This is a genomic window from Pedobacter cryoconitis (genome assembly GCF_003259615.1).
Taxonomy (GTDB): domain Bacteria; phylum Bacteroidota; class Bacteroidia; order Sphingobacteriales; family Sphingobacteriaceae; genus Pedobacter; species Pedobacter cryoconitis.
Map to the genome: position 1 here is coordinate 209,666 of NZ_QLLR01000001.1, position 23,492 is coordinate 233,157.

The window sequence follows — 23,492 nt, forward strand, 5'->3', positions numbered from 1 at the left end:
AAAAACAGCCTCTAATTTAGTATTTTTGCAGCTGCCTGAACACAGCGTTCAGACAACGATAAATTAGAGCTTATCCGGCGAAAGCCGAATATAAAACATATATGAGTACAGGATTATCAGAATTAGAAATACTGCGCAGAAACGCGCTTACTCAGTTACGTGAACTGGGCATTGATCCATATCCGCCTGAAGGATATGAAATCAATACAAATGCAGCCGATATACTGGCTAATTACGAAAATAATAAGGAGGCTTATCAAAAGGTAAGTTTTGCAGGCAGGATCATGACCCGCCGTATTATGGGAAGTGCAGCTTTTGTAGAAATACAAGATGCTACCGGCCGTATCCAGGTTTATTTAAAGAGAGACGAACTTTGTCCTGAGGAGGATAAAACACTATACAATACCGTTTTTAAGAAATTACTGGACCTTGGTGATTTCATCGGGATCAAAGGTTATGTGTTTACCACCCAAACAGGTGAAATCTCTGTACACGTAACTGAATTCAAATTACTGGCTAAATCATTAAAACCTCTTCCAATCGTTAAACGTGATGAAGACGGAAACATTTTTGATGGTTTTACTGATCCTGAATTAAGATACAGACAACGTTATGTAGATCTGACCGTAAATCCGGACTTTAAACAGATTTTTATTACCCGTTCTAAGGTAATCAATACCATGAGAGCTTACTTCGATGAGCAGGGCTGGATGGAAGTGGAAACACCTATCCTGCAGGCTATCCATGGTGGAGCAGCAGCGCGTCCGTTTAATACACACCACAATACCCTGGATATGCCTTTATATCTGAGAATTGCGAATGAGCTGTACTTAAAAAGACTGATCGTTGCTGGTTTTGACGGTGTATATGAGTTCGGAAAAATGTTCAGAAATGAAGGTATGGACCGTACACATAACCCTGAATTCACCTCGATGGAAATCTATGTAGCTTACAAAGATTATATCTGGATGATGGGCATGGTAGAAGCCTGCCTGGAAAAAGTAGCATTAGCTACGCATGGTTCGGCTATCGTTAAAGTTGGCGAACATGAAATTAACTTTGCAGGGCCTTACGAGAAACTGACCATGTATGAATCTATTCAGAAATATACAGGGATCGACGTTTCAGCAATGACCGAAGAGCAGCTTAAAGAGACTTGTAAAAGCCTGAACATAGAGGTTGATCCTTCTATGGGCCGCGGAAAACTGGTTGATGAATTATTCAGTGAAAAAGTAGAAGCTAGTTTAATCCAGCCAACTTACATTACTGACTATCCGATTGAAATGACTCCGCTGGCTAAAAAGCACCGCAGTTCAGCAGGTTTGGTAGAGCGTTTCGAACTCTTTGTAATGGGTAAAGAAATCGGGAATGCTTATACAGAGCTGAATGACCCTATCGATCAGAAAGAGCGTTTTGAAGAACAGTTAAAACTGGCTGCAAGAGGTGATGACGAAGCGATGGCGATGGATGATGACTTTATTCGCGCACTGGAATACGGTATGCCTCCTACCTCAGGTTTAGGTATTGGTATTGACCGTTTAGTGATGCTGATGACTAACCAGTCTACGATCCAGGAAGTTCTTTTCTTCCCTCAGATGAGGCCGGAGAAAAAAGCTAAAATCACTACGGATGAAGATTTCGTGAATGCAGGTATCCCTGCCGACTGGGTTCAGGTGATCCGTAAAATGGGTTTCAATACGATAGAAGACTTAGCGGGAGCGAATGCAAACAAGGTATTTAATGATTTGGGCGGTATGCGTAAAAAGTTGAAAATTGAGTTGGCTATGCCGACCAAAGAAGAGGTAACCGCCTGGTTCTCTTAACATAATCATAACAAAAATTTAAAGGCCTGCTACATTGATATATAGCAGGCCTTTTCTATTTTTAGCAAACAATAAAATTGAATGTTATGAATAATTCAAGTCTGGAGATAACTGAAAACGAATACTGCATAAAATTAAGTAAAGATGCCTTTGATCTGTCCCTGATCCGTCAGCTTATCAAAAGAATTCAATCTGAGCAATTGTTTTTCAGCAGAAAAAAAGAAGGTATGGAAGAAGATATTATCAGCCGCGGTGCTATGGGAACGGTTGATACTTTCGACCATCTGAATGATAAATAAAAAAAGCCACATGATGTGGCTTTTTTTATAATGCTATATTAATTCCTGATGAACTACCTGTATCTTACTTGCTGCTGCTTATCCATCATGCCCAGCTGATCTTTCATTTGTTTGATCTGATCTGCCAGTAATTTGTTTTTATCAGCTTTCTTAGCTTCTGTCAGATAAATCTGAGCTTCTCTTTTATTACGTTTACCCATTGCAATACCAGCTAAGCTTAATTTCGCCAGTGCGATATTGTGATCCATCTGCATCCCTAAAGCCAAAGCTTTCTTGAAATACTTTTCAGACTGCATTGGTGCTTTTCTTGATTCAATCAAACCGATTAACAATTGATAGTAACCATGCTGAGGTCTGATCAATTGAGTTTCATAATTTGTTATTCTATTTAAAAAGCGCTCCGCTTTAGGCATATCATCTTTACGTAAAAACCATTGTGCAAGCAGCATGTTTTCGTTGTAGAAAAAAGTAGCAACGATTAGTATACTAATCAATACAGCTAAAACTCCCCAACCCCAAAAACCGAAAATCATAAGTGCTACCGCACCCCCCAGTATCACAAAAGCTGCGATAAGTCTTACTATGTTTGGCATATCTATTTTTAATTATTTCGTGCAAATATCGTGTTTATATACCAAAAATCAGATTTAAATTTAAAACAGATTCTAAAAATGTTTATCTCATTTTGATGCTTATCTTTGTTAAAACCTGACCAGAATCATTATCCAACCAGGAATAATGATTCTGGTCAGGTTTTAAACACCAAAACTAAAGGCGAAATAAAATATGCTAAATACAGCTGCCCGGGAGAAACTATTTGAATCTCCGGAAATGAAAGCACAATACGCTATAGAATACCCAGACTACGTGCCCGGTCCTGAGGCTGTACAAAAGCTAAAATCATTGTTTCAGGATATAAAGGTTACGATCGTACTGGGAACCTGGTGCAGCGACTGCAGAAGACAAGTACCCCGTTTGTACAAGGTTCTGGATGAGGCTGGTTTTTTAGCAGAACAAATCACACTGATCTTTGTTGATGAATCAAAAAAGGCATCTGGTGGATTAACCGATCACCTGAATATAGACAAGGTTCCCACTTTCATCTTTACCGAAAATGGAAAAGAGATCGGCAGAATTACAGAATCACCCTTAGTTACGCTGGAAAGCGATATGATTGAAATACTTACTAAATAAAATAAAATGTCAGCAGCATTAGAACCAGGCTGGTTAAAAGTACTGGAACCTGAATTTGAAAAAGAATACATGAAAAACCTGAAGGCTTTTCTCCTGCAGGAAAAAGAAACAGGAAAAACAGTGTATCCCAAAGGGGCAGATATTTTTGCAGCCTTTAACCATACCCCTTTTGACAAAGTAGAAGTGGTGATCTTAGGTCAGGACCCTTACCATGGAGACGGGCAGGCACATGGTCTTTCTTTCTCTGTTCAAAAAGGAGTGGCTACCCCCCCTTCATTAAAGAATATTTATAAAGAACTGGAAACAGATATAGCAGGGTTTAAAACGCCAAATCATGGTAACCTGACACAATGGGCCGATGAGGGTGTACTACTACTGAACGCATCCCTTACGGTTAGAGCACATGAACCGGGTTCCCATCAGGGTAAAGGCTGGGAAGCATTCACAGACCAGGCGATCAGTCAGCTTTCTGATAAAAAAACAGGATTGGTGTTTTTATTGTGGGGTAAGTTTGCACAACAAAAAGCAGCACTGATTGATGAAACAAAACATACAGTTTTAAAATCTGCACATCCATCACCATTTTCTGCCTACACCGGATTTTTCGGCAGTAAACATTTCTCGAAAACAAATGAAATTCTGATTGCTGAAGGAAAGAAGCCAGTTAACTGGCAGATCAGTTAATCTTAAATTGGCACCACACATTGGTGACGAAACAGTTTATAGCTTCTTTTTGAGCGAAACGATGAAAATTAGTTTCTGGTAGCTTTCCTACCAGAAATTAATTTGAAGAAGTTGTAGCTAAAAAGAAGTATAAACTAATATTCCAGGGGAACGATCGGCTCTTTCTTCGTAGTAGACATGATCATCATCGTCTGAAAAGTCTTCACCACGCTGATTTTACTGATCTTATCCATAATTAAACGCTCGTAAGCCTTAATATCACTCACATAGACTTTCAACAGGAAATCTGCCTGTCCGGTCACATGGTGACATTCAGTAATTTCTTTAATCTGGTTTACCTCATCCAAAAATATCTGGATCGTGTTGTTCTTATGGAAGTCCAGTTGTACCTGGATAAACGTTTTAATGCCTAAACCCAGTTTCTCTTCATCCACTAACGCATGGTAACTCTTAATGAAACCGGACATCTCCAGTTTTCTTACTCTTTCTAAAGTAGGTGCTGGCGACAACCCAATTTCCTGCGATAAAAGCAAATTGGTTATTCTTCCGTTTTCTTGTAAAAGTTTAAGTATTTTAAAATCTATCTTATCTAATTCTGCTGCCATTTTTCCGATCTTGAACCCAAAGGTAGAATAAGAACACCTTATTTACCAAATTTAATTCTAAAAATAAACATAAAAATTATGCTTTATTCTATTCAATAATTTTTAGATTTACCTAAAACTATTATTAGGCTAATAAAATGCACTCATTTACTGAAGAGAATTACCTTAAAGTCATTTATCATATCTCCCAGACAGAGCCAGGGACTGTGCAAACCAATGCGATTGCCAGTGGATTGAACACTAAAGCCGCCTCTGTAACTGACATGCTTAAAAAGCTGGCAGATAAGCAATTAATTGACTATATTAAGTACCAGGGAGTCACACTAACTGAAAAAGGGAAAATTGCAGCGATCAAAGTCATCAGGAAACACCGCTTATGGGAAGTCTTTTTAGTAGACAAACTCAAATTCAGGTGGGATGAAGTCCACGATATAGCAGAAGAACTCGAACATATTAACTCTTCCATATTGGTAGAGCGGTTAGATGATTTTCTTGGTTTTCCCAAGAGAGATCCGCATGGTGATCCTATTCCTGATCAGCATGGAAACTTTGAACCTTCTGCACATATACACCTTCATGAAATTGCGAAAGGAAAAAAAGGGATCATCATCGGGGTCAGTGAACATTCTTCTCCTTTTTTAATCCACCTGGAGAAGCTGGGCCTGACCATAGGGGTTACGATAGCCATCGATGGGATTACAGCCTATGATGGTTCAGTAGAACTCTTGGTAAATGATCAAAAGATAAATGTGAGCCGCAAAGTAGCGCAGCACATCCTGGTTAAATTAGAAGAAGCTCAGTAATTATTAAAAGAATTTTCAGCTGATGAAGCAAACAGAATCATTAAGTGAAGTACATCAAAGTGTAGACACCGGTAAGCGCACCGGGTGGCGAAGAATATTGTCTTTTATTGGCCCGGCTTACCTGGTCAGTGTAGGTTATATGGACCCCGGAAACTGGGCAACCGATCTTGCAGGAGGTAGTAAATTTGGCTATCAGTTAATCTGGGTATTGCTGATGTCGAACTTAATCGCCTTGTTATTACAATCTTTAAGCGCAAGACTGGGGATTGTAAGAGGATTGGATTTAGCGCAGGCTTCCAGAAACGCCTATCCCAAATGGGTCAACATTCCCCTGTTTGGTTTAGCGCAGACCGCCATTGTAGCCTGTGACCTTGCCGAGATTATAGGTATGGCCATCGGCTTGAACCTGCTCTTCAGCCTTCCGCTGATCTGGGGCATCAGTATTACCATTTTTGATACCGTGTTACTTTTGTTCCTAATGAACAAAGGCATGCGGAAAATGGAAGTTTTCATTGTTTCTATGGTTTTCATTGTAGGGCTCTCCTTTTTAGTAGAAATGTTTATTGTGGAGCCTTCCTTAAAAGAAATCGTGAAAGGACTGGAGCCCTCTGTACTTTCCGGACAGGCCCTGTATATTGCTATTGGTATTATCGGTGCCACCGTGATGCCGCATAACCTCTACCTGCACTCCTCTTTAGTTCAGACCAGGAAATTTGAGCGCGATGACAAAGGAATCAAAGAAGCTATTAAATTCAACTTTATAGACACTGCTGTTGCACTTAACCTTGCCTTTTTTGTGAACGCAGCGATCCTGATTCTGGCTGCAGCTGCCTTTTATAAAAATGGAATGCACGAAGTTGCAGAAATACAGGATGCCTATAAACTGCTTGGACATATATTTGGCGGTGTTGCGCCAACCCTTTTCGCCATTGCACTGATTGCCGCCGGACAAAGTTCTACCATTACCGGTACACTGGCAGGACAGATTGTGATGGAAGGTCACCTGAACCTGAGGATACAACCCTGGATACGCCGTTTAATTACCCGTTTACTAGCCATTATTCCTGCCTTTTTCACGATTCTTTATTTCGGAAACGATGCACTGAGTGGTTTACTGATCCTAAGCCAGGTCGTACTAAGTTTACAACTCGGCTTTGCCGTGATCCCACTGATTCATTTCACTTCTGATAAAAAAGAAATGAAAGGTTTTGCAATCAAACTCTGGGTAAAAATACTGGCATGGATCAGTGCTGCTGTAATTGTGGCCCTGAATATTAAACTCGTGATAGAAGAGATCTCAGGATGGGCAACCACTACCCACGGCTGGTATATTTATGGACTGATTATTCCGGCTGCGATCCTGATCGGGCTGCTTTTACTCTATGTTTTCGTTTATCCGATGCTCAGGTCCAGCACTACCCTAAGAAAAAACATTCCACACGGTAATGCACTGGCTATTGATCCGGTAGATCAGATCCACTATACGCGGATCGGTATTACTGTAGACTTTTCAAAAAATGACCTGAACACGATCCGTCATGCACTGATTCAGGGCGGTAAAAAAGCAGATTATCACTTAATCCATATCGTTGAAACTGCAGGCGCTCAGTATCATGGCAAAGCTGCCCTCGATCATGAAACACTAAGTGATGCAGAAAACCTGAAGAAATACGGGCAGAACCTGGCCGATCTGGGTTATCATGGCATTCCACATATCGGTTTTGGAGGAGCAGCACGTGCGATTGCAGAGATCACTAAAACCAACGATTTACAGTTACTCGTAATGGGTGCACATGGGCATAAAGGACTGAAAGACTTGATTTTCGGCACTACTGTAGATGCCGTAAGACATAAAATAACTATACCGGTATTGGTGGTCAGATAACCTGCCGCAATCCTATAACCATTGTAAAATTCAGAAAGAATTGCCATAAATCGGCAATTCTTTCTGATATTAGCTGATTCTATGGCGACTGACATTCAAATAAAAAATAAAAGAGCATACTTCGATTACCATGTTGTTGATAAATACAACGCCGGACTGGCTTTGCTTGGTACAGAAATAAAAGCAATCAGACAAGGTAAAGCCAATATGACCGATGCTTTCTGCATGTTCATTGGCAATGTACTTTATGTAAGAAATCTTCATATCTCAGAATATAGCCACAGTTCTTTCCACCACCATGATATTAAACGTGACCGGATCTTACTGCTGCAAAAAAAGGAATTAAAAAAGCTGAAATTCAGAAGTGAAGAAAAAGGATATACCATTGTTCCGCTTCGCATTTTCACGAATGAAAGAGGCTTTGCAAAAATAGAAATTGCATTGGCACAAGGAAAGAAAGACTTTGATAAAAGGGACAGCATCAAAGACCGCGAATCTAAGCGTGAAATGGACCGGGCAATGAAAGGCTAAATTACCAGGCCTGGTCCCCGACCAGCGGGACAAATCTGAAAGTGTCCAGTTCAAACTTTTCATAATCAGTTTCACTGACACGAATTACGGTCACCATAGTCTGTGAATGCTCATCACCTACCGGAATTACCAGCATCCCACCAATTTTTAGTTGTTTCAATAATATTTCAGGAACAAACGGCGCACCAGCAGTCACAATAATTTTGTGGTAAGGTGCATGTGCTGCAATTCCCATGGAACCATCACCAAAAAAGAAATTCGCACTATAGCCCATTCCCGGCAATACTTTCAGTGTGTGTTTGTAAATACTTTCCTGTCTTTCGATGGTAAATACTTCCGCCCCCAGCTCCATTAAAATACAAGTCTGATAACCAGAGCCAGTACCAATTTCCAGTACTTTATCTCCTTTACCGATATGCAGCAATTCACTTTGGTAAGCTACCGTGTAAGGCTGAGAAATAGTTTGTCCGTCACCAATCGGGAAAGCAATATCTTTATAAGCCTGGTTCCAGAAGGTTTCATCAAAGAAAAAATGTCTGGGTACTTTGCCAATTGCACCCAATACCCGTTCATCTGTGATGCCTCTTGATTTAAGATGCTCCACCAATTTCTTCCTTGCTCCTCTTTCCCGGTAATTATCTACAAACTTATACGCCATTGATTTCAAAAATACTTCTTTGAAACCGATTTTTAAGGTTTTAATTGGATGAATTTAACCTCAAAGTTGTAAAGGCCAACAGATCAAATCTTAAACGATCAATAAGCCTGTTAATGAAAAGAATAAATCTTTCACTTATTCAAGATAAAAAGGCAATTTTTTTTCATCAAAAACTGAAATATTACCTATAAATACAAATAAAAAAATGTGAGGCACATTTTTACCTGTACTATAAAATAATATATATTTTTATATATCTAAATGAAAATTAACGCTTTATGAAACAGGGATTGCTCTCACTTTTACTCGTTTCTCTTTTTTCCCTGAATGCCAGCTCGCAGCCTAACAGTACTTACAGCGTTGGCTTTAATGGATTCAATTATTTGCAGCTGCCAAAAATAGCTGATCAGGACCCGCTAAAGTATATCACGTCCAAATTTAATGGCGGAATATTCAAAATCGATGACCGGCAGATCAATTATCGTCTGAGCGGAAGATTTATCAATCAGTCAATAGACTTTAAAAGTGATTGTGCAAACTGTAACCTCGTGAATGGAAAAGTAACCGATTACGCTGTTAAACTGGGATTTGAGAAAAACCTGACCTATTCCAGCGTGCAGCCTTATTTTGCTTTCGATATTGGATACCGCTATAACCGTTTTAAAGGGATAAGGGATTTTATCGGCCTGCAGAGAACGAGTATACTCACAGATCAGATGGAAACTATAAAAAACGGTTTGACCATTGGCCCCACCCTTGGGCTCAGGATTAGTCCGGTTGAGCAGTTTTCTATTTTTGCGGAAGGCAGTCTTGAACTTTATCTTTCCCATTTACGCACACAAACTGTTGCACAAAATACTGCCGCTTCAAGCACAGAAACCTCAGAGAATAAAAAAGAATTCCTTTTTAGCCCGGTAGCTTCCCTAATAAGGATCCACGTCAATCTGTATAATTACCCCTTTAAAGGCGTTTTCTCCATTAAAGTCTGCAATAGTCTGTTTTAAGGCAGCCTTAACTTTGTGAATGGCAGTTGACTTATCTGTTTTAATGATCAGTTGTTTGATATAATAACTTCTGATCCTGGAAACCAAAGGCTGTTCAGGCCCCAGCACGCGCGTTCCGAGTTGTGCCCTTAACATCGTGGCAAAACGTGCCGCTGCTGCGTTGAGTAAATTTGAATCCTTATGTTTCACATTGATAAAAATCAGCCTGGTAAAAGGTGGATAATGAAACTGTCTGCGTTCAGCAATTTCATCATTAAACATTTCCAGGTAATTGTTATCCACTACCTGTTTGATGATCCGGTGGTCTGCATCATAAGCCTGGATACATACCTTCCCTTGCTTGTCTCTTCTGCCTGCGCGGCCTGCAACCTGTGCCAGCAACTGAAAACTGCGCTCAAAAGCTCTGAAATCAGGGTAATTCAATAAAGTATCTGCATTGATCACTCCGATCAGGGTTACATTATCAAAATCCAGACCTTTGGCCACCATTTGTGTACCGATCAGAATATCGGTTTTCTTTTCCTGGAAATCACCAATAATCTTCTGAAGACTGTTTTTTGTTCTGGTACTGTCTACATCAAGCCTGGCAATTTTTACTTCCGGAAAAATGAGACTTAACTCCTCCTCTATTCTTTCAGTTCCAAATCCTTTCTGTTCGATATGCACAGAACCACAGGCAGGACAAATGTTCATGCTGCTTTCGTGGTAGCCGCAATAATGACAATGCAGTTTACCACTGCTTTTATGGAAAGTAAGGCTCACATCACAGTTCACACATTTAGGTGCGAAACCGCATGTTTTACAAATCAGTATAGTCGCGTAACCCCTGCGGTTCTGAAAAAGAATTACTTGTTCTTTTCTTTCCAGCGTTGCGGTGATGTCATCAATTAATACACTGGAGAAATAAGAAACCATTTTCTTCTTCTTGGTTTCTTCAGCAATCCCCACCACTTCCTGAATAGGGAGTTCTACCCCTCCAAAGCGTTCATTCAGGGTAACCAGACCATATTTTTGATGAAGCGCATTGTAATAGCTTTCTATCGATGGCGTGGCCGAGCCCAGTATGATTTTTGACTGATGCAAATGTGCCAGGTAAACAGCAGCATCCCTGGCCTGGTATCTTGGGGCAGGTTCATTTTGCTTGTACGATGACTCATGTTCTTCATCGACTACAACCAATTTTAAATTTTTGAAGGGTAAAAACACAGCAGAACGTGCGCCAAGAACGATTTTATATTTGCCGTTCATCACACTTTTCCAGATTTCCACCCTTTCGTTGTCATTGAACTTGGAATGGTATACCCCGATTGCATCACCAAAATAGCGTTTGATCCGTTCTACAATCTGTGTGGTTAATGCAATTTCAGGCAAAAGGAACAAAACCTGTCCGCCTTTTTCTATCGCCTGCTCAATCAATTTAATATAGACCTGAGTTTTACCGGAAGCGGTTATCCCATGTAATAAAACAACATCTTTTGTCTGAAACTCTGTTTCTATTTTTTCCAGCGCTGTATTTTGTGCCGGGCTGAGTTTAAAGTTAAGGATCATATCATCAGACTCATCGTTCAGCCGGCTTACTACTTTCTTCTGGAGGAAAAAGATTTCTTTATCCATTAAAGCTTTCAGCGCTGCTTGTCCGCAACCGCTGTCTTCCAGTAATTGCTGCCTGGATATTTCAATTCCCGATTTGGAAAGTTTAATATACATCAGTAAAGCATCCAGCTGTTTTGGCGCACGTTCCAGCACTTCGAACAGTTGCCTGAAATTCCCTTCTTCATTATAAAAAGGATTCAGGGTGATATATGATTTTAATAAAGGCTTATATTTTTCAACGACCTCTTCTGCAATATGAACCACTTCTTTATCTAAAAGAGCGCGGATCAGCGGAAATACAGTTTTCTGTCCCAGTAATTTAGAAATCTGATCTACGGTCAGGCGTTTTTGCTTTTCCAGTGCAGTAACCAGTATATTCTCTTTGTCGGTTAATTCAAGCTCTTCTAAAGACACATCATCCCGAAGGATAATGATTGTCTCACTCGCCAGTTTTAATCCCGCCGGAAGCGCCGCAGACATCACATCCCCTTCATTACACAGGTAGTAGGCAGTCATCCAGTCCCAGAACTGAAATTGCAGCGGGTTTACCACAGGGTGTTCATCAATCACATCGATAATATATTTGGCCTGGTATAATGCCGGGGCTGTCTGACTGATACTTTTAATCAGTGCGGTATAGATTTTATTTTTCCCAAACTGCACGATTACCCTTTTACCAATGGCAGTATGTTCGTTTAATTCAAACGGGACACGATAGATATAGTTTTTTGAAAGAGAAAGCGGTAAAATTACTTCTATAAATAAGGTATCTCTTTCTGAAAAATCAATATCATTTAATTCCTGCATTTATCTGTTTTTTAAAGCGGCAAAGAATAGAAAGATCCAGCCGGTAATTAATAATAATCCTCCCAATGGAGTGATCGGGCCTACAATATTTACCCAGCTTAACTGTAATACTTCGCGGGTAGCCAGCAGGTAAAGTGAGCCCGAAAAGAAGATAATCCCTATTGTGAAGCAGTAATAGGCGAAATCAACCAGCTTATTCCTGAACCTGGCGAAGGTGGATAGAAAAAGCAAAGCAAAAGTATGATAGAACTGATATTCCACTCCCTTGCTCCAGATGGCCAGCTGATCTGGCGCAACCACATTTTTCAGTCCATGCGCACCAAATGCACCCAGTATTACCGCTACTGCTCCAAAGAAAGATGCAGTCAAAATTATTTTCCTATTCATTCAATTCGTCTTAATTCCAGCCCGGTAAAATTACACAACCTAAATTCATTTTTGTTAATTCTATTTGCAAATTATTTAATTAAGCCACTTATAGGTGCTTAAATGATGGATTTACCGGCAAAGAAAAAACCGCCCCATTCCCCAAGATAAACAGCAATTTACCCTAAAAAACAGGGGCTTTATCCGGTTTATAAAAAATGACTTTCAAAAGTTAATGACAAAGACAATCCGTATAAGACAAAAACGTGGCCTTGACGTATAAAACAGGTGTTGACAAGGGGTTGAATAGTGCCTTGAAATGACCTTGGAATGAGGTTGGAATGACGTTGGAATGACCTTGCAATGACCACAGTCATTCCAAGGTCATTCCAACGTCGCTTTAATGTCCTTTCAAGGCACTATTCAACTAAAAGACAACCAGCATTCAATCAGATCCGCTGCCAGTTCAGACAAGAACTCATCAGAATCAGCAAATTCTTCTCTCCTATCCTGTAAAACATCGGAAGAAAGCCCGTTTTAACAATAAAATATCACCTAATGCCCAACAATTACCTTAAATTTGTTAGACGCAAATGAAAAAGATATACTTCACCCTCTTTACTTTATTCGCAGCCATTGTGGGTATGGCCTACTTATATTTTTCTAAACTGAACAAGGAAACCTCTTATAAAGAAACCAGTTTGTATGCGGCAACAGCAAACTCTGGTCTGGTCTTCTGTATTCAAAACGATAAAAGCATATTCGATATATTGAAAGGACAGGACTTCTTTGAGAAACTGCTGGGGCAGGAGAAATTCAATCAGCTCAGTTTACTGAAGAATACACTCGCCAGTAATCCTGCGGCCAATGGCATGGTGGGCAACAAGAATATATTCATCAGTTTCTCTGCCGGAAAAAATAAAGAGATTGATTACCTGATCAGCACCCAGTTAAATGATGAACTGGACAAGCCAAAACTTTACAGTGCGCTGCAGTCCAATGGGGCTAAAGTGACTACTGATAGTGGAATGATGAAGGTTATATTAAATGATAGTGCGACATTTTACCTGAATATCGAGAAGAATCTGATCTTGCTTTCCAACAGTTCTGCACCTGTAAAAGCAGCAACCAAAGCGGTTTCAAATGAGGAAAACAATCAGTTTGTAGCCTATATAAAAGCCAGCAATAAGTTCAAAAGGAACAGTCTGGGGAACTTATATATCGATTTCAATAAAATACCTGCTTTGTTAAAAGCAATGCTGCCAGGCAATTTAAATGGCAATCTGTCTGTACTTAATCAGCAGAATTCATTTGCTGCTTTGAATTATAACTTCAGTAAAGAGCGGCTATTTTTTAATGGAAGTTCAGCAATCAATGATCAGAAAAACTATCTGAACCTTTTTGCAACATTAGCTCCGCAAAAGAATGACATTGATAACCTGTTGCCGGAAAACACAGCCAATTTTAAATTATATGCACTGGCTGATTATAAAAGCTGGAGAAAAGGACTGGACAATTGGTTTTTAGTTAACAAGGAGGCTCAAAAAATCAAAAACACGATCAGAAGTTTTAACAATGAATATCATTTAGATGCAGAAAAAATATTACCGGTATATTTTCAGAATCAGCTGCTATATTTTCAGCTGAAGTCATCCGAAAATATAGCAGCGATCAATCTGACCAATGGCGACAAAGTGAAACAGCTGTTATTGGATATGAGCGATGATTACAGTACAGAGATTAAAAGATTCAAAAAATCAGGGCTTTTATATTGTTATTTCGGGGAGCCTTTCAGACCGTTCAGCAGACCATATTATGCTATAATTGATAATTACATGGTCTTCTCCAATCAACCATCCGCTTTACAGTCTGTTTTAAATGATTATCACCAGAATAAGTTACTGATCAATACGCCTGATTATATCAATGTATACAGTCAGTTATCAAAAACATCCAATGTTACTTATTATGTGAACCGTAAAAACTCCGGGGATCTGGTTAGAAGAGCTATCTATATGCCGTATTATAATCATATGATCAAAAAACAGGGATTAGAAACATTCACTTCTATGATTTATCAGCTAAATGGCGATAAAGGAGCTTTTCAAACTAATCTGCTGTTGAATACGCTACCAGAGGTTGTAACCGATACCCTTCAAAATTTAACAAACTAATATTTAGAATCTATATTTTAAATTCTCATATTTAAACATCGTTTTCAACTTATGGCAAAAAGATACCTTATACTGAGCCTTTTTCTAATCCTGTCTACACAAATTAAGGCGCAACAATACGGGCTATTTAATACCAAAACATTATTTGATGCTTTTGAAAATCCGGCTCAGAAAGCTTTTGTCCTTGATTCTTCCCGTCAGTATGCTTCTAATTTCCTGCTGCCCTATTTCGGTTTAAATGCAGCCAATAAGGGGGCTTCTAATTTTAGCCTGAGAGGTTTGATTAATGATGGTAAATATAACACTACGGGCATTCCGGTAGACATTGGAAGAAATCAGGCCTATCAAACCTCCAACATCTATTTATTCACTTTCAGGATTTTCAAATCTTATAAAGATCACCAGGAATTAGGGTTTTCATGGCAGATGAGATCAGATGCTTTTGCAGATTATACGAATGCAACACTGGTTGCTTTTGATGATTTCAATAAATTTAAGGACAATATAACTTCTCCTTTCAACGGCAATGGTTACGGTCAATCTTACCACCAGTTCAGTATGAACTACAGAGAGAACGTGAGTAAACAACTTGCTTTTGGTGTAAAACTGAGTTTGTTAAGCGGAATAACTTATAATAAAATAGATATTACCAGCTCTGATGTACAATTCAACCCTGAGCAAAGACGACTTACCGTCAACGTAGGCGGAACCTATCAATCAAATTTTCTCCGTGCAAAAGAACTGAATACAAATACATTAATTCCTGATTTCAAAAATCCAGGACTCTCCATGGGCTTTGGTACGACCTATACTTCTAAAACAGGTTTCTTTTTAATGGGAAGTGTGAAAGACCTTGGCTTTATCAGATGGAATAAAAATTCGCATTCGATTATTGCTCCTGAAGAAGACGACATCATTGTTAATGAGCGTGATGATAAAAACACCTTACAAAGAAAATTAGAAGACCACTTTATTGCTAACGATCAGCGAAAAGGTTTCTACACTGCAACCAACGCCAAACTGGATTTACTGGTTTCCAAAAGGTTCGACTTCTATACGCCAAACTTCATCGTCTCCAAAAATATCTGGAACAAAGGCGGAGACATCGCTTTAGTCAACAACTTTGCCTACAATGAGTTCTCAGTCAGCCTTTCCCCTATCTATAACTTAAACGGTTTCATGATGTTAGGCACACAAGCCAAATATCAAACCCCGAACTTCGAGTTTTTCTTAGGGAGTGATAACGTCTTAAAATCAGCTGCTTATAATCAGCAGGCAAGTATTACAAATAACAGTTATGCCGGAGCCTCAGTTTATATGGGGGTCGGTATTAAATTCGGCTATACCGTAGAACATCCTCAAAACAGCAGTTATATGCCGGGAGTTGGTGATGATCCGGATAAGAAAGGGTTCTTTGCTAAATTATTCGGGGTATTTAAAAAGAAAAAGTAATTAAACTTTCTTTTTAGGCTGCGTTACTACGAAATCTTTCAGATAGTAAGGTTCAAAATAAGCTACATCCTCAAAATTACCGGCTGTAAAAGCACTGTATGCCAATTGGCTCATGTTTGCCGCAGAATTAAAATTGAGGTCAGAGAAAGCCGCATTCGCAGAAATAATAGAAGTATTACATTTCATTGCACCATCTCCTATAAAAGTGATCTGATGCGCATTTAATTGTTCCTGGTATGAAGTCCCGTCAATAATCTTTGCTTCCACTGGCAGTACTTCATTTAGCTGGTTATCATATAATCCGGTAAAAACTTCCATTCTTCTGGCATCAATCATCGGGCAAACCAAACCTGTATAGGTATCTGCAGTTTTCAAAAATCCCTGCGCCATCATTCTCAGCGTTTCAATTCCGATCAGTGGTTTATCCAAAGCAAAACAAAGTCCTTTAGCGGTTGATACCCCAATTCTTAACCCGGTATAAGAACCTGGCCCTTTACTCACAGCAACTGCATCCAGATCTGCATAAGTTAATCCAGCTGTTGCCATTACTTCCTGGATAAACAAAGTCAGGCTTCCTGCGTGAATATTCTGTGCAGCAAGTTCTTTTAACGCGATCGTCTCTCCGTTGACAGATAATGCTGCGGAGCATACCTGTGTAGCTGTTTCTAGTTGAAGTATGGTAACCATTAAGGCAAATATAATAGATTTAAAATTCAGACAAGCCGGAAAAATTAAGGAACAGGATCATGTCCGTGTTTTCCCCAGGGATGACAGCGTCCGATGCGTTTAAGCGTTAGCCAGCCACCTTTAAAGGGGCCGTATTTTGTAATGGCCTCTACTCCGTATTGAGAGCAGGTGGGCGTAAAACGACAGCTTGCACCCAGCAAAGGAGACAGGAACAACTGATAAAACTTAATCAGTGCCAAAAAGAACCAGCCAATGATTTGCTTAATTAGTTTCATCTTTTGGAGTTGAAGGTACTGGGTTTTCAGTTGGGGCCGTTGCTGCAGCTTTGACAGGCGTATCAACAGTCAGGATCAGTCTTTTTAAAGCATTAGCCAGTTTCTTTTCAAAAAAAGCATAATCATAGTGTTCCTTTCCAACAAATTGGAGAGAGAGCAATAACAATTGATCAGGATGATTTAATAAAGGATAAAGAGCTGATGATTTAAGTATACGGTAAGCTTCCCGCGTTCTGCGCTTGATCAGATTTCTGTCGTGCGCACGCTTGAACCGCTTTTTCGATACATTGACTACTACCTGTACAGGAAAAACATTTTTCTCCGGTATAAACAGATAGGAAACCCGAAAGGGATATACTAAAAAAGAAGAACCGTTCTTAAATAGCAGGTCTAATAATTTCCTGCTGCATAACCGTTCTTCTTTGGTAAAATTTTTCATGTTTTTGATCGCAGATTTGCAGACTAAATGATCTGCCAGCACCAGAGGTGCTGCAATCAAAATTATGCTTTGTGACGACGTTCGTCAGAAACTGATAATTTTCTTCTTCCTTTTGCACGACGAGAAGCTAATACTCTTCTACCGTTTGCTGTAGCCATTCTTTCGCGGAAGCCGTGTTTGTTTCTTCTCTTTCTTTGCGAAGGTTGGAATGTTCTTTTCATAACTGTATGATATCTTAACTATTATTTTTTAATTGAGAGGTGCAAATATAATGCGATTTTTTCTTAAATGCAAATACATGCAGCCTATGTTTTCATTTTTATTTGTGATCGCTGTGTTAAAGCCGTTTAAATTTCTATAAACCAAGGGCAGCCTTAAGCTTAACATAGCCGGTTTTGCTGACAGGCAGCCATATACCAGATTTCAAAAGTACGATATAACTATCTTTTTCTTTCAATTCAATTTTAGTGACCTGTGCAAGATTTATCAGATAAGACCGGTGAATTCTTATAAATTGTTCACCATCCAGCGTTTTTTCAAAGAAACTCATCGTCTTATTTTTATAAAAAATCCCTTCTGTAGTGCTTAATTTCACATGGTCATCATCAGCTTCCAGGTAATGAATGTCTGCTACTGCAATGATTTTGATCACCCCGTTATTTTTAACCACCACCCTATTGTGCTGCGAAGGGCTCTGTGCCGCTGTTTCCAGCAATTCCCGCGTAAGTTCTGGCTGCTTTAATTTTGCAGGCAGCCTTTGCATCGCCTGCTCAAACCGTTCCTGCTCAATCGGCTTCAATAAATAATCGACAGCATTCACTTCAAAAGCTTTAATAGCGAATTCATCAAATGCAGTCGTAAAAATTACTGCCGGCGGATTCTCTACCAGCTCCAGCATTTCAAAACCATTGATTTTAGGCATCTGTATATCCAGAAAGATGAAGTCAGGACGAAAAGCCGCAATCGCTTTTAATCCTTCGAAACCATCATTGCATTCGGCAACAATCTCTATATCAGGGAAGCTTGTCAGATAATGTTTTACAATATCTCTGGCTAGTGGCTCATCATCAATCAGTATCGTTGTGATCATATTTTTTGGGGTATTTTAAGCGTAGTAATATATTTATTATCTTCTGTAGAGGAAGTTTGCAGTAAGGTATTATCTGCAAAAAGCAAATAAAGCCTCCTGCGGATCGCGGTCAGTCCGAAGCCTGTACCATCAGTAGCTTTCGTTTCCGGATCAAAGGGGTTTTCAACCCTGATCACCAGCAGGTTATTCTCTACACTGACCAAAATAGAAATCAAGATAGCCGCAGAGGTATTGTACAGTCCGAATTTGATCGCATTTTCCACGATAGGCTGCAATAATGTGCCCGGTAAAGAAAGCTGCAATGTATCTTCCTCAATCTGAATATCAATATTTAAGCGATGACTGAACCTCACCTTTTCAATGTCCAGGTATAACTGGATATAATCCATTTCTTCGGCCACACTCACCCAGACCTCATCGTCTCTTTTCAGGGTACCTCTTAAAAAAGAAGCTAATTTTGTAATCATTGTCCCGGCTTCTTTTGGGTTCACAATAGTGAGCGCGTAAACAGAGTTTAAACTATTGAACAAAAAGTGGGGCTGCAATTGATGTCTCAGCTTGTTCAACTCTGCTTCCTTCGCTAAATTCTGAGCGGTAAAAAGGCGTTCCTGCATTTCTGATTGTCCCTCTAACCGATACCATAATACATTTACAAAGGCACACCAGGCCAGAAAAACGAAGATGACAATAAACCTGAATACCAGAGATAAATTCAAAAAACTCACATAAGTATGGTCCTGCGCAAAAATACCGGTTAATAAGCAGCGGCAACACCAGGTAATCAGCAAAGAGAGCGCAATAGCCAGTACAATGACAAACAATACGATTTCATCTTTCGGCTGATAAAACCTCAGCACGACACTAATTACCAGGCAGCTGAGGGCTAAAAGCGTATTGGTAATTAAACTATCTGCAATTGACACGACCCAGCTGAAATTAAGCGTATAAAAAAACAGCAGCACAAGCGCAGTTGTCCAGGCCACAAAGAGTATGGCTGCCGTTTTTTGTGTTTTTCTGGTTAGCAGCGGGTTACTGGTCAAAATTTATTGGTTTAGAAATTACTGATACTTACTCCACCAAATAAAACTACTCCTTTTATCGTAATTATTTTAAGCGGTTCGCTATTTACCGGATTAATTGTGCGGCTATCGTCCAGTCCGCCGAATATCGGGCTCACTTGTGATTCCACTACCCATGTTGGCGGAATGATGAGTTTAACCCCTCCAAATATAGCTACCACTTCGATCGATACCTTATCCGGGAAATCAGCCTGCGTCAGGTCCAGTTCACATCCTCCGAAAACCGAAACTACATCACCACCTTTAAAATTCTTGGAATAGATTTGCTGTTTACTTCCACTAAATACATTTACAGAATCTATATAGTCGTTTTCAGTAGTCTGGGCCCTGTTATAAGCTGCTGAAGACTGATCGCTCAGCGGATCTGGCTGCGGATCTACAGGACTGGTTTGCCCGGCTGAGGGATGGTTCCATGATCTCCCAGGCCCGTGCTGATAGTCTGTCCATTTGAAATCTTCAAACTTCCGCTCCCATCTTTTTTTACGCGGACTTACAGGTTTAAAGATGACAAATAAGCCTAAAATTACAAACGCAGCGCCGACATAGTATTGCGTCAGGTTAAAATCCACAAAGTTCTGCAGGTTAAAATAGCCGCCCACCAGTATCATGATCAGCCAGCCGCCGCCGTGAAATTTGCGTTTAAAACCAATCACTAAACCTATTAAAATTAAAAGTGTAGGCCAGCTGAATATCCAGAATGGGATGTCAAACCCAAAATTCCGGAGTAAAAAGACAGCGCCGATGATCAAAAGAATCAAACCGCTCCATACCCTGTTAGACCGATTTTTATATTTATAGTTTTCCATAACCTTGATGTTCATTTATTGAGATCAAAACTAAGCAGTAAATGTGCATTGCTAAACAGAGATCTTCTATGTTGGTGTAAAACCCCGGTGAACATCATTTTTTCGCCGGTGAATAATTATGCGTTACTTTGAGAAATACTAAAAGATATGAAAAAGAAACTCCTTCTGTTTGCGTGGGTCTTGATCCCTACAGCTTTATTTGCCCAGAATAATGATCAGTCTTATAAGATATTTGAAACAAAAACCAGGAAAACGATCAGTGTAGAGGAACTGGTTAAAAATATGAAAAAAGTTGATGTGCTTTTTTTTGGTGAAGAACATAATGATTCGATCGGACATGTACTGGAAGCACAAATATTCAGTAAAATGAGCCAGGCTTATCCGGGTACAGCCGTCTCTTTAGAAATGTTCCCGACCGATGTACAGCCCATACTCAATGAATATCTGGCTGGCGTAATTTCCGAAAAGAATTTCATTAAAGAAGCGCGTGCATGGAATAATTACAAGGATTATAAGCCATTAATTGAGCTGGCCAAAGAAAATAAAACAGACGTGATCGGGGCCAATGCAGCGACCAGGTATAGCAATGCAGTTACCTTTTCAGGGTTAAATAAACTGAATGATTTCCCTGCTGCTTCCAAAGCATTCTTACCCCCGCTGCCTATTGACACCGCAACAGGAAGATATTATGATAAGTTCGTAGAAACTCTTGGCGGACATGATATGGGCGGAATGAAGATCTTCCAGACGCAGAGTTTATGGGACGCTTCGATGGCCTGGTCTATTGCAAAATATAACAAGTTAAATCCGAAGAAAAAGATCTTCCAGGTGAACGGAAGGTTCCACAGCGATGAAAAACTAGGGACTTTTGCACAGCTTCAAAAATATGCACCTAAACTGACATTGATCAATATTTCCTGTTTTGCAGCGAAGGATTCGACAGAACCAGACTGGACAAAACAGGCAGGACTTGGAGATTATATTATCCTGACGGGTAAGTAACAAAATAAATACGCCTGGCCGGTCCAGCAAAAAAGGCCATCCTGTAAATTAGCAGGATGGCCTTTTTCGTAGCTATATTTTAATTAAATATTCCTGGTTTTCAGTAAGTCTCTGATTTCACCTAACAATACTTCTTCTTTTGTCGGAACTGGCTCAGCCACAACAACTTCTTCTTGTTTACGTTTCAATTGGTTAATCGCTTTCACCATTAAGAAAATAATGAAGGCCAGGATCACAAAGTTAATCACTTCTGTGGCGAAATTTCCCCATGCAAACACAGGACCTGCTTTTTTTGCATCTTCCAGAGAAGCAGTAGGATTAGCGGCAACAAATGCCCTTACCTTATCGCTTAACGGAATATAATAATTTACAAAGCCCTTATCTCCAATCAATAAGCTGATAGGAGGCATAATTAAATCATTAACCATAGAGGTCACAATCTTACCGAATGCCCCTCCGATAATCACACCGACTGCCAGATCGACTACATTGCCTTTGATGGCAAATTCCTTAAATTCTTTTACAAAACTCATAGTATTTAATTTTTCATGGTGTTCAACTACCAATAAAAATATAAACTTTATTGTGAAAACAAAGCTTTTTTATCGGAAAAACACATCTAAACGCAATATTCGTTCCACAATATGGTTGATATATAAACCAAATGCTTATTTTTGAAACGGGTCATAATACCTTTTCTACAAAACATGCTTAAACAACATTTACAACAAAAGTTACTTCAAAAGTTATCGCCTCAACAAATTCAGTTTATTAAACTGTTGCAGGTGCCTACTGTTTCCCTAGATACCAGAATTAAAGAAGAGTTAGAAGAAAATCCGGCGCTCGAAGACCCAAGTTTAATGATCGCGGAAGAACCTAAAAGTGAATATGATGATCTGAATGACTCTCCGGATGATTTTGACGGAGGTTCAAAGGAAGAAAGTACTGATGAATTTAATGTAGATGATTACTTACAGGATGATGGCGGCAACGACTACAGCACTTCCTACAATAACAATGATGATGATGAGGAAAAGAAAGAAACTCCGATAGCGATTGAGAGCACTTTCTTTGAAAGCCTTCAGGAACAGCTTGACCTTGTTCCTTTATCAGACCAGGACTTTATTATTGGTAAACAGATTATCGGCAGTTTAGACGATGATGGTTACCTGCGCAGGCCAATTACCTCGATGATCGATGATCTTGCTTTTTCACAAAATGCAATGGTCGAAGAAGAAGATGTACTGGAAATGCTGAAAGTAATTCAGAGCTTCGATCCTCCGGGAATTGCAGCCAGGGATTTGCAGGAATGCCTGACCTTACAACTGCGCAGAAAAGATCCGCACAATCTGATCATCCAGAAAGCGATCATGATCGTAGAAAATTATCTGGATGAATTTACAAGAAAACATTACGACAAACTTGAAAAATCATTAGGCTTAAACAGTGAAGATCTAAAGGAAATCATTGCAGAGATCCTTCGTCTGAACCCTAAGCCGGGAGATTCAAACCAGGTGACCACCAAGCAATTGCAGGTTATCCCTGATTTCCATATCTCCAATAATGACTCTGTGCTTATTTTGACTTTAAACTCAAAAAATGCGCCGGAGTTAAGAGTGAGCCGTTCTTATATAGACATGTTCCAGCATTATGATAAAGCTGCACAGAAAGATAAAAAGCTAAAAGAGGCGGTTCAATTTGTGAAGCAGAAACTGGATTCAGCCAAATGGTTTATTGATGCCATTAAACAACGTCAGCAAACTTTGCTTAAAACAATGAACGCTATTATGCAATATCAGTATGAATATTTGCTGACAGGTGATGAACGTAAAATGCGTCCGATGATCCTGAAAGATATTGCAGATAAAATTGACATGGATATATCTACTGTATCCAGGGTAGCCAACTCTAAATATGTACAAACAGAATTCGGGACTTTCTTATTGAAATCGTTCTTTTCTGAAGCGATTCAAACTGAAAGCGGCGAGGAAGTATCGAATAAAGAGGTAAAGAAAATTCTGGAAGATTGTATTGGCAACGAAGATAAACGCAAGCCGCTGGCAGATGAGAAGCTGACAGAGATCTTAAAAGAACAAGGTTATAATATTGCCCGCAGAACTGTTGCGAAATACAGAGAGCAGATGAATATTCCTGTAGCAAGGTTGAGAAAAGAGCTTTAAGCTCCGCTCTTGCGCTTAAAATAACTAGATACACAAATGGAACCTGCAGAGGTTCC

Annotated in this window: 25 protein-coding genes; 12 read left to right on the plus strand and 13 right to left on the minus strand. The window is 39.6% G+C overall.

The window, feature by feature from the left end; all coding sequences use genetic code 11:
- Nucleotides 1-101: 101 nt before the first annotated feature.
- Together lysS and LY11_RS00935 are read left to right on the plus strand one after the other, a co-directional pair.
- The gene (gene lysS, locus LY11_RS00930; RefSeq protein WP_111631859.1) at nt 102-1,823 is read left to right on the plus strand and encodes a lysine--tRNA ligase; all 1,722 of its coding nucleotides are present in this window, start codon (nt 102-104) and stop codon (nt 1,821-1,823) included.
- Between the two features lie 86 nt (nt 1,824-1,909).
- Nucleotides 1,910-2,122, plus strand: coding sequence for a hypothetical protein (locus LY11_RS00935; RefSeq protein ID WP_111631860.1), 213 nt, complete (start codon nt 1,910-1,912; stop codon nt 2,120-2,122).
- Between the two features lie 53 nt (nt 2,123-2,175).
- On the opposite strand, the gene LY11_RS00940 is transcribed toward LY11_RS00935, so the two are convergent.
- Entirely contained in the window at nt 2,176-2,715 is a 540-nt protein-coding gene (locus tag LY11_RS00940) for a hypothetical protein (RefSeq protein ID WP_068401539.1), read from the minus strand.
- Between the two features lie 193 nt (nt 2,716-2,908).
- On the opposite strand from LY11_RS00940, the gene LY11_RS00945 reads away from it, so the two are divergent.
- Nucleotides 2,909-3,316, plus strand: coding sequence for a thioredoxin family protein (locus tag LY11_RS00945; protein ID WP_111631861.1), 408 nt, complete (start codon nt 2,909-2,911; stop codon nt 3,314-3,316).
- Nucleotides 3,317-3,322: 6 nt separating this feature from the next.
- Nucleotides 3,323-4,000 (plus strand): uracil-DNA glycosylase, encoded by a 678-nt coding sequence (gene ung / locus LY11_RS00950; protein ID WP_111631862.1) that lies wholly within the window; start codon nt 3,323-3,325, stop codon nt 3,998-4,000.
- Nucleotides 4,001-4,134: 134 nt separating this feature from the next.
- Here the strand turns inward: ung and LY11_RS00955 are convergent, their stop codons facing one another.
- Nucleotides 4,135-4,605 (minus strand): Lrp/AsnC family transcriptional regulator, encoded by a 471-nt coding sequence (locus tag LY11_RS00955; RefSeq protein ID WP_041884810.1) that lies wholly within the window; start codon nt 4,603-4,605, stop codon nt 4,135-4,137.
- Between the two features lie 137 nt (nt 4,606-4,742).
- On the opposite strand from LY11_RS00955, the gene LY11_RS00960 reads away from it, so the two are divergent.
- The 3 genes from LY11_RS00960 to smpB all read left to right on the plus strand — a co-directional run bounded on the left by LY11_RS00960 (nt 4,743) and on the right by smpB (nt 7,824).
- Nucleotides 4,743-5,408 carry a metal-dependent transcriptional regulator gene (locus tag LY11_RS00960; RefSeq protein WP_111631863.1) on the plus strand — a complete coding sequence of 222 codons (666 nt, stop codon included), beginning with the start codon at nt 4,743-4,745 and terminating at the stop codon, nt 5,406-5,408.
- Between the two features lie 22 nt (nt 5,409-5,430).
- Nucleotides 5,431-7,293, plus strand: coding sequence for an Nramp family divalent metal transporter (locus tag LY11_RS00965; RefSeq protein ID WP_111631864.1), 1,863 nt, complete (start codon nt 5,431-5,433; stop codon nt 7,291-7,293).
- An 81-nt stretch (nt 7,294-7,374) separates the two neighbouring features.
- Nucleotides 7,375-7,824: an SsrA-binding protein SmpB gene (gene smpB, locus LY11_RS00970; RefSeq protein WP_068401558.1), complete on the plus strand. Its 450-nt coding sequence runs from the start codon at nt 7,375-7,377 to the stop codon at nt 7,822-7,824.
- A 1-nt stretch (nt 7,825) separates the two neighbouring features.
- Here smpB and LY11_RS00975 read toward each other — a convergent pair whose 3' ends face one another.
- Nucleotides 7,826-8,482, minus strand: a complete 657-nt coding sequence (locus LY11_RS00975) for a protein-L-isoaspartate(D-aspartate) O-methyltransferase (RefSeq protein ID WP_111631865.1) — start codon at nt 8,480-8,482, stop codon at nt 7,826-7,828.
- 278 nt (nt 8,483-8,760) lie between these two features.
- On the opposite strand from LY11_RS00975, the gene LY11_RS00980 reads away from it, so the two are divergent.
- Complete coding sequence (locus LY11_RS00980; protein WP_111631866.1) at nt 8,761-9,486, plus strand: hypothetical protein; 726 nt, start codon at nt 8,761-8,763, stop codon at nt 9,484-9,486.
- Here the strand turns inward: LY11_RS00980 and priA are convergent.
- Nucleotides 9,406-11,886: a replication restart helicase PriA gene (gene priA / locus LY11_RS00985; RefSeq protein ID WP_111631867.1), complete on the minus strand. Its 2,481-nt coding sequence runs from the start codon at nt 11,884-11,886 to the stop codon at nt 9,406-9,408. The two genes, LY11_RS00980 and priA, sit on opposite strands and share 81 nt — an antisense overlap.
- Nucleotides 11,887-12,273 carry a DUF423 domain-containing protein gene (locus LY11_RS00990; protein ID WP_111631868.1) on the minus strand — a complete coding sequence of 129 codons (387 nt, stop codon included), beginning with the start codon at nt 12,271-12,273 and terminating at the stop codon, nt 11,887-11,889. It abuts the gene before it with no gap.
- A 572-nt stretch (nt 12,274-12,845) separates the two neighbouring features.
- On the opposite strand from LY11_RS00990, the gene LY11_RS00995 reads away from it, so the two are divergent.
- Both LY11_RS00995 and LY11_RS01000 read left to right on the plus strand, forming a co-directional pair.
- Nucleotides 12,846-14,426, plus strand: a complete 1,581-nt coding sequence (locus LY11_RS00995) for a hypothetical protein (protein ID WP_111631869.1) — start codon at nt 12,846-12,848, stop codon at nt 14,424-14,426.
- Between the two features lie 51 nt (nt 14,427-14,477).
- On the plus strand, nt 14,478-15,878 hold the full coding sequence (locus LY11_RS01000; RefSeq protein ID WP_111631870.1) for a DUF5723 family protein: 1,401 nt from the start codon (nt 14,478-14,480) through the stop codon (nt 15,876-15,878).
- Here the strand turns inward: LY11_RS01000 and tsaB are convergent, their stop codons facing one another.
- The 7 genes from tsaB to LY11_RS01035 form a co-directional block, all read right to left on the minus strand.
- Nucleotides 15,879-16,565: a tRNA (adenosine(37)-N6)-threonylcarbamoyltransferase complex dimerization subunit type 1 TsaB gene (gene tsaB / locus LY11_RS01005; RefSeq protein ID WP_111631871.1), complete on the minus strand. Its 687-nt coding sequence runs from the start codon at nt 16,563-16,565 to the stop codon at nt 15,879-15,881.
- A 44-nt stretch (nt 16,566-16,609) separates the two neighbouring features.
- Entirely contained in the window at nt 16,610-16,840 is a 231-nt protein-coding gene (yidD, locus tag LY11_RS01010; RefSeq protein ID WP_111631872.1) for a membrane protein insertion efficiency factor YidD, read from the minus strand.
- Nucleotides 16,827-17,279: a ribonuclease P protein component gene (locus LY11_RS01015; protein WP_111632226.1), complete on the minus strand. Its 453-nt coding sequence runs from the start codon at nt 17,277-17,279 to the stop codon at nt 16,827-16,829. The genes yidD and LY11_RS01015 overlap by 14 nt, the downstream gene beginning before the upstream one ends.
- 62 nt (nt 17,280-17,341) lie before the next feature.
- Nucleotides 17,342-17,500 carry a 50S ribosomal protein L34 gene (gene rpmH / locus LY11_RS01020; RefSeq protein ID WP_083251894.1) on the minus strand — a complete coding sequence of 53 codons (159 nt, stop codon included), beginning with the start codon at nt 17,498-17,500 and terminating at the stop codon, nt 17,342-17,344.
- Between the two features lie 134 nt (nt 17,501-17,634).
- Nucleotides 17,635-18,369, minus strand: coding sequence for a LytR/AlgR family response regulator transcription factor (locus tag LY11_RS01025; protein WP_111631873.1), 735 nt, complete (start codon nt 18,367-18,369; stop codon nt 17,635-17,637).
- Complete coding sequence (locus tag LY11_RS01030; protein WP_245952541.1) at nt 18,366-19,409, minus strand: sensor histidine kinase; 1,044 nt, start codon at nt 19,407-19,409, stop codon at nt 18,366-18,368. Before LY11_RS01030 ends, LY11_RS01025 begins: the two co-directional genes overlap by 4 nt.
- Before the next feature lie 11 nt (nt 19,410-19,420).
- A complete protein-coding gene (locus LY11_RS01035) occupies nt 19,421-20,254 on the minus strand; it encodes a LiaF transmembrane domain-containing protein (protein WP_111632228.1) in 834 nt (277 codons plus the stop codon).
- A gap of 147 nt (nt 20,255-20,401) precedes the next feature.
- On the opposite strand from LY11_RS01035, the gene LY11_RS01040 reads away from it, so the two are divergent.
- Nucleotides 20,402-21,256, plus strand: coding sequence for a ChaN family lipoprotein (locus LY11_RS01040; protein WP_111631874.1), 855 nt, complete (start codon nt 20,402-20,404; stop codon nt 21,254-21,256).
- A gap of 83 nt (nt 21,257-21,339) precedes the next feature.
- Here the strand turns inward: LY11_RS01040 and mscL are convergent, their stop codons facing one another.
- A complete protein-coding gene (gene mscL, locus LY11_RS01045) occupies nt 21,340-21,789 on the minus strand; it encodes a large conductance mechanosensitive channel protein MscL (protein WP_111631875.1) in 450 nt (149 codons plus the stop codon).
- 174 nt (nt 21,790-21,963) lie between these two features.
- Here mscL and rpoN point away from each other — a divergent pair, with 174 nt between their 5' ends.
- Complete coding sequence (gene rpoN, locus LY11_RS01050; RefSeq protein WP_068401600.1) at nt 21,964-23,436, plus strand: RNA polymerase factor sigma-54; 1,473 nt, start codon at nt 21,964-21,966, stop codon at nt 23,434-23,436.
- Nucleotides 23,437-23,492: the final 56 nt, after the last annotated feature.